Source organism: Candidatus Binatia bacterium, from assembly GCA_036382395.1.
Taxonomy (GTDB): domain Bacteria; phylum Desulfobacterota; class Binatia; order HRBIN30; family HRBIN30; genus JAGDMS01.
In genome coordinates this window covers 21,629-27,678 of the sequence record DASVHW010000014.1, presented here as the reverse complement: position 1 = coordinate 27,678, position 6,050 = coordinate 21,629, and the positions used below count along the sequence as shown (strand labels likewise).

General features: G+C 62.0%; 6 protein-coding genes. 2 read left to right on the top strand and 4 right to left on the bottom strand.

Annotated features, from left to right (window positions below; translation table 11 throughout):
- The first annotated feature begins 102 nt into the window (after positions 1-102).
- Positions 103-330, top strand: a complete 228-nt coding sequence (locus VF515_00960; GenBank protein HEX7406196.1) for a zinc ribbon domain-containing protein — start codon at positions 103-105, stop codon at positions 328-330.
- 24 nt (positions 331-354) lie between these two features.
- Positions 355-816: a MaoC family dehydratase gene (locus VF515_00955; protein ID HEX7406195.1), complete on the top strand. Its 462-nt coding sequence runs from the start codon at positions 355-357 to the stop codon at positions 814-816.
- A 171-nt stretch (positions 817-987) separates the two neighbouring features.
- Here the strand turns inward: VF515_00955 and VF515_00950 are convergent, their stop codons facing one another.
- From VF515_00950 to gdhA, 4 genes are all read right to left on the bottom strand, one after another.
- Positions 988-2,325 (bottom strand): DUF1329 domain-containing protein, encoded by a 1,338-nt coding sequence (locus tag VF515_00950; GenBank protein HEX7406194.1) that lies wholly within the window; start codon positions 2,323-2,325, stop codon positions 988-990.
- Positions 2,326-2,520: 195 nt separating this feature from the next.
- Positions 2,521-3,303: an SDR family oxidoreductase gene (locus VF515_00945; GenBank protein ID HEX7406193.1), complete on the bottom strand. Its 783-nt coding sequence runs from the start codon at positions 3,301-3,303 to the stop codon at positions 2,521-2,523.
- Between the two features lie 16 nt (positions 3,304-3,319).
- On the bottom strand, positions 3,320-4,492 hold the full coding sequence (locus VF515_00940) for an acyl-CoA dehydrogenase family protein (GenBank protein ID HEX7406192.1): 1,173 nt from the start codon (positions 4,490-4,492) through the stop codon (positions 3,320-3,322).
- A 212-nt stretch (positions 4,493-4,704) separates the two neighbouring features.
- Complete coding sequence (gene gdhA / locus VF515_00935) at positions 4,705-6,048, bottom strand: NADP-specific glutamate dehydrogenase (protein HEX7406191.1); 1,344 nt, start codon at positions 6,046-6,048, stop codon at positions 4,705-4,707.
- Positions 6,049-6,050 lie beyond the last annotated feature (2 nt).

Below are 6,050 nucleotides of genomic sequence, written 5' to 3'. Positions count from 1 at the left end.
TCGGAGGGTGTTCGAGGTTGACAGGCTGCGGCGCGTATGGCTTCTCTGCTCTCTTGTGCAGCTTCATTGCCTGTGTCTTGTGTCTAACGATGGAGGAACGACGTGCCGATCTACGAGTACATGTGTAACGACTGTGAGCGACCGTTCGAGGAACTGGTGCTGTCGGCGACAACGTCGGTGGCTTGCCCTAGCTGTGAAGGGACGCACATCGAGCGTCTGATGTCGGTGGTCAACGCCCGTTCGGGCAGGGATTCCGCCCCAATGCCGGCCACGCCTTGCGGCATGCCCTCCCCCGGCTGCGATGGCCACGGCGGTTGCGGCTGCCATTAGCCCAGAAGAGAGGAGCGGCAAACCATGGGAACTGTCTTCAAGACCCCCACGGATCTGAAGACCGCCGTCGGCACGCATCTCGGCTACAGCCAATGGCTCGAAATCACGCAGGAGCGGATCAACTTGTTCGCCGATGCAACCGGCGACCACCAGTGGATCCATGTGGATCCTGCGCGGGCAAAGGCCGGGCCGTTCGGCGCCTGCATAGCGCACGGGTACCTGACGCTATCGTTGGTGAACATGTTCCTGCCAGAGATCGTTGAGGTCCGCGGCATCCGCATGGGGGTGAATTACGGTGCCGACAAAGTCCGTTTCCCGGCCCCCGTACCGGTTGGTTCCCGCATCCGCGGCAGCGGCGAGCTGGTCAACGTCGAGGACGTCAAAGGTGGCGCCGTGCAAGCCACCATCCGCGTCACCGTCGAGGTCGAGGGTAAAGACCGGCCGGCGTGTGTCGTGGACACCATCAGCCGGTTCGTGCCGGAATAGGTCGGTTACAGAGGATCGCCTGGCGCTGGCGTATTCGACGTCACCGTCTTGATCGATAACGAAGCGTGCCGGGCCCGCGCGTGAGCGCTGGACCCGGCTACGATGGTACTTACGAGGACTACGTCCTCAAGGCAGTGACGGACTGGCTTGCAGCGGCCTGATCTCGCCGGCTCACTTCCCGAAACGCCCGAGTGTACTCGTTTCGAACATGTTGGGGTCGAACGCAACTCGCAGATCGAAGCCACCTTTCGGTGTGGTCTTGATTCCGGCGACCGTGGCTTGGTTGCGTTTGATGCTCTCGACGCACACGAAGGCCATGTTCGATCCCTGGTTGTAGTCCACTTTGCCGTCGGGGCGCTTGTCGGGAAGCGGCAAGTACGTCATCACCTGAAAGCTGTTCAGCAACTCGCCCTGCCAGCCGAACTTGCGGTTCCACGCTCCCTGGAAGGTGACCTTGTCGACGTACAATTCGAGTTTACCGAATAGGTAGTACTTATCTTTGGGGACGGCTTCGACGATCCAGTGCCGGCGTTTCGCCAGGGCACCGCCGATGGGCGCCCAGCCAACGCCTTTCCAATTTGGATCCATATAGCCCAGAAACTTCAGGTCATCCGGCCAATTCGCGCGCCACCCGCCCTTGGGCAACCAGACGGATTCGTGTTCGCCTTTGAGGTTGAGCGGATCCACCAATCGCAACTGATCGGCCTCGCCGACCAAGCGCCAGGTGAAGTCCTCGATCTTGCCGTCGAAGAACGGACCGTCGTCCTGCGCCATGTCCGAGCCCAGAAAGCCGTCCGACCGGTTGGCCGGACTGACCGCCCGCACCCGCCGCAAGGCAGGCACGTACGCCCAGCTCGAGTCGCGCTTCCCCGGATCCCGGTAGCGCCAGCTCAGCGCGGCCATACCGTTAAGGTCCGCCGGGCTCTTGGAAATGATGAGATTACGGTAATTGAACCCTTGTGGATTATCGATCCACTCCTGCTGGGGGACGCCATCGAAAATCTGCCAATTGACGTCATTGTCGGAACGCCGTTCGACGCCACGCGGAGTGACCCAGAGGATTTGCGATACGGCGTTCATGTTCCCGAAGTACCAGCTGCGATACATGAAGTTCCAAATGATCTTGACGCCGGCCTTGGGATCCTTGGGATCGATGGTCGGGAAGGGATGGCCCATCATATGTTCACGTTGCTTCCCCGTCGCCTTCTCGATGATCTCGCCGTTTTCGCCGACATCGAAGCGTCCTTCGTTGGCCTTGGTCGCTTCGAGAAAATCCGGCGGCCAGTTGAACAGCTCAACGGGCCAGTCGACGATCGGATTCACATACTCGCCTGCCTGGTAGTGCTTGAGGATCTCTGGCGGTAGCAGCCCTTGCGCCTTCTGCCAGTTCGACTGGTTCAGCACATCACCCGGCTTCAGCGCGTCCGCCGACGCCGACTCGTCCGCCCGCACCGGCGCCAGCAGCAGACACACCAACGAAGCACTCAACAGTAGAATTCGTCGATCCACCTTGCCCTCCTTCACTTTCCAGGCCTGGGCGCTTTTGAGCGCCCACCGTTTGCTCCCATCCCTTCTGAAGTAACGCATAAGCAGGCTGCACACGTCAAGCGAACTGGCCATCGCTTCACGCGCATTTGCCGACGCTCCGCGATAACGGAGCTGCCGGCGGAACCAGATGATCGGCAACGATATGCGATACGACACTCACGGGTGCTGGCTGCTGACCGCAACAACCTCGCCGGTCATGTACGACGAGTAGTCGCTGGCCAGAAAGACAATGACGTTGGCGACCTCCCACGGTTCGGCTGGACGACCGAAGGCCTCGCGCGCGGTCAACTCCTCGAGCAGGCCGGGTGGAGTGACCTTGGCGAGGAACTCATGCATCGCCAGGCTGGGTGAGACCGCGTTGACGCGCACGTTGGCCTTGGCCGCCTCCATCGCGGCACAGCGGGTGAGCGCCATGACGCCGGCCTTGGCCGCCGCGTAGTGCGCCTGACCGGCCTGGGCTCGCCAGCCGAGCACCGAGGCGTTGTTGACGATCGCCCCGGTCTGCCGCGGCATCATGTGGCGCAGGGCCGCACGCGTCATGCGGAAGGTCCCATTGAGCGTGATGTCGAGCACCGTGCTCCATTGCTCGTCGGTCATCTCCACCAGGTGCGCAAAGCCACCGAGTCCGGCGTTGTTGATCAAGACATCGATGTGACCCATTGCAGCGATGGCGGCGTCGAACAACGCCTGCACGTCGGCCTCGCGCGTGACATTGCACAGCCGGCTGGCCGGGCGCGTGCCGTTGATCTCGGCCAGCTTGGCGACGGCTTCACCGAGACGGCGCTCGTGAATGTCGCTGATCATCACCCTGGCACCCTCCTCGACGCAGCGCTTTGCGGTCGCGAAGCCGATGCCGGTGCCGGCAGCGGCGGTCACCACGACCGTCTTTCCTTCGAGGAGATTGCGGGAGACCGGATAGGGAAGAGCATTCGTACTCATTCGTATTCACCCTTCGTCAGCGCGGCAGTCCGAGTGCGCGCTCTGAGATGATGTTGCGTTGGATTTGGTTGGTGCCGGCGTAGATGGTGTCGGACCGGGTGAACAAGAACAAGCGCTGGAGCCGGGTGAGCGCGTACGGCGCGGCCTCGGCGACCTCGGACTGCGCGCCGAGCACGTCCATGGCCAGCTTGCCCATGTTGCGATGCCAGGTGGCCCAGTAGAGCTTGGTGATCATCGCCTCGCGGCTGAGTTCGGCGCCGTCGCTGTGGCTGAAGGCGCGCAGCGCGTTGAAGCGCATGATCCGCAGACCGATCCAGGCATCGGCCAGACGTTGGCGCATGACGGGATCCTCGGCCGCGCCATTGGCTTGCGCGATGTCGAACACCTGTTCCAATTCGTTCTGGAAGTTGAGCTGCTGGCCCAGGGTCGACGCCCCACGCTCAAACGCCAGCGTGCCCATCGCCACCTTCCAGCCGCCGTTGACCTCTCCCACGACGTTGTTCACGGCGGTACGTGCCCCGTCGAAAAAGACCTCGCTGAACTCGGAGTCACCGGTCATCTGTTGAATGGGTCGAATCTCGATGCCTGATTGCCGCATCGGCACGAGGAGATACGATATGCCTTTGTGTTTCGGGTTCGCATTCGGGTCGGTCCGGCAGAGGACGAAACACCAGTCGGACCAAGCCGCACCCGAGGTCCAGATTTTCTGACCGCTGATGACCCAGTGGTCGTCGACGAGTTCTGCCTTCGTCTGCACGTTGGCGAGGTCAGAGCCGGCGTTGGGCTCGGAGTAGCCCTGACACCAGATCTCCTCACCCTTCACGATGCCCGGCAGGAAGCGCTTCTTCTGCTCCTCGGTTCCGAAGGCGAGGATCGTCGGTCCGGCAAGACCTTCGCCGATATGGCCCAGCCGACCCGGGCCGCCGGCGCGGGCATATTCCTCGAAGAAGATGACCTGCTGCATCAGGGACAGGCCGCGGCCACCGTACTGCGTGGGCCAGCCGACGCAGTTCCAACCCGCATCGCCGAGCTTACGTTCCCAGGCACGGCGTTCCTCCAAGAGCGCGGGCTCATCGCCCGGGCCGCCACGGCCACGCAGCTTGGCGAATTCGCCGGTGAGATTGTCGGCCAACCACTGCGCGATCTCCTGGCGGAAGGCCTCATCCGCCTCACTGAAATGCAGATCCATTACCTGTCCTCCCCGAGGGCGCTGCTCATCTCCAGAACGCCAGCACGCGGGCCACCGAGCGCTGAGATCCGGTCACGACAGATGTTTATGGTAAACACCTGCCACGAACGCAAGGGATATGAGGTGTCTCGCAAACGGGGGTCGGGAAACCTGGAGTGTAAAAACGCAGAGGGCCGCGACCCCACGGCCGCAGCCCTTTGCGCTGGAAGAGGTTAGACGAGGCCCTGGGCGATCATCGCCCGGGCGACTTTGATGAAGCCGGCGATGTTGGCGCCTTTGACGAGGTTGCCGGGGGAGCCGAACTCCTCGGCGGCCTCGGAGCACTGCTGGTAAACGTTCTTCATGATCTGCTGCAGCTTCACATCGGTTTCCTCGAAGCCCCACGCTTCACGGCCGGCGTTTTGCTGCATCTCCAGCCCCGAGGTCGCCACGCCACCGGCGTTGGCCGCCTTGCCCGGTCCGTAAAGAATGCCGGCGTTCAAAAACACCTGCACGCCTTCCGGAGTGGTCGGCATGTTGGCACCCTCACCGACCGCGACGCACCCGTTCTTGACCAGCTTCTTGGCGTCCTTGCCGGTGATCTCGTTCTCCGTCGCCGAGGGGAACGCCACGTCGCACGGGATGTCCCAGATGTTGCCGTTGGGCGTGTACTGCGCGCTCTTGTGGTACTCACAGTAATCCTTGATACGCCGCCGCTGGACTTCCTTGAGCAACTTGATGGTCTCCAGATTGATCCCGTTCTTGTCGTAGATCACGCCGTTGGAGTCGCTCATGGCGATCACCTTGCCACCGAGTTGGGTCACTTTCTCGTGCGTGTAGATCGCCACGTTGCCCGAGCCGGAGACGATGACTTTCTTGCCCTTGAACCCGTCCTTGCGGGACGCCAGCATTTCGTTCACGAAATACGTGCAGCCATATCCGGTGGCCTCGGTACGCACCTGGGCGCCGCCGTAGATCAGCCCCTTCCCGGTGATGACCCCGGCCTCGAACTTGTTGGTGAGGCGCTTGTACTGGCCGAACAGGTATCCGATCTCACGGCCGCCCACGCCGATGTCGCCCGCGGGAACGTCCGTGTGCTCGCCGATGATGCGCCACAGCTCGGTCATGAAGCTTTGACAGAACCGCATCACCTCGTTGTCGGATTTCCCTTTTGGATCGAAATCGGATCCGCCCTTGGCGCCGCCCATCGGCAAGCCCGTCAATGAGTTCTTGAAGATCTGCTCGAAACCCAGAAACTTGATGATCCCCAGGTAGACCGACGGGTGGAAGCGCAGGCCGCCTTTGTATGGGCCGAGCGCGCTGTTGAACTGCACGCGGCAACCGCGGTTGATGTGCACCTCGCCCTTGTCATCTTGCCAGGTGACGCGGAAGATCAGCTGGCGCTCCGGCTCACAAATGCGCCGGATGATCTTCGCCTCGGTGAACTCCGGATACTTCACCAACACCGGCCCGAGTGAATCGATCACCTCCTTCACTGCTTGGTGGAACTCGGCCTCGCCGGGGTTACGCTTGATGACCTCCTGGCAAATCGATTCGAGCTTTTCCGCTAATGCCATGC

What these genes read in the sequence shown, in the direction of transcription:
- gdhA (HEX7406191.1), bottom strand. Translation starts at nt 6,048, where the DNA reads ATGGCATTAGCGGAAAAGCTCGAATCGATTTGCCAGGAGGTCATCAAG.
- VF515_00955 (HEX7406195.1), top strand. Translation starts at nt 355, where the DNA reads ATGGGAACTGTCTTCAAGACCCCCACGGATCTGAAGACCGCCGTCGGC.
- VF515_00945 (HEX7406193.1), bottom strand. Translation starts at nt 3,303, where the DNA reads ATGAGTACGAATGCTCTTCCCTATCCGGTCTCCCGCAATCTCCTCGAA.
- VF515_00940 (HEX7406192.1), bottom strand. Translation starts at nt 4,492, where the DNA reads ATGGATCTGCATTTCAGTGAGGCGGATGAGGCCTTCCGCCAGGAGATC.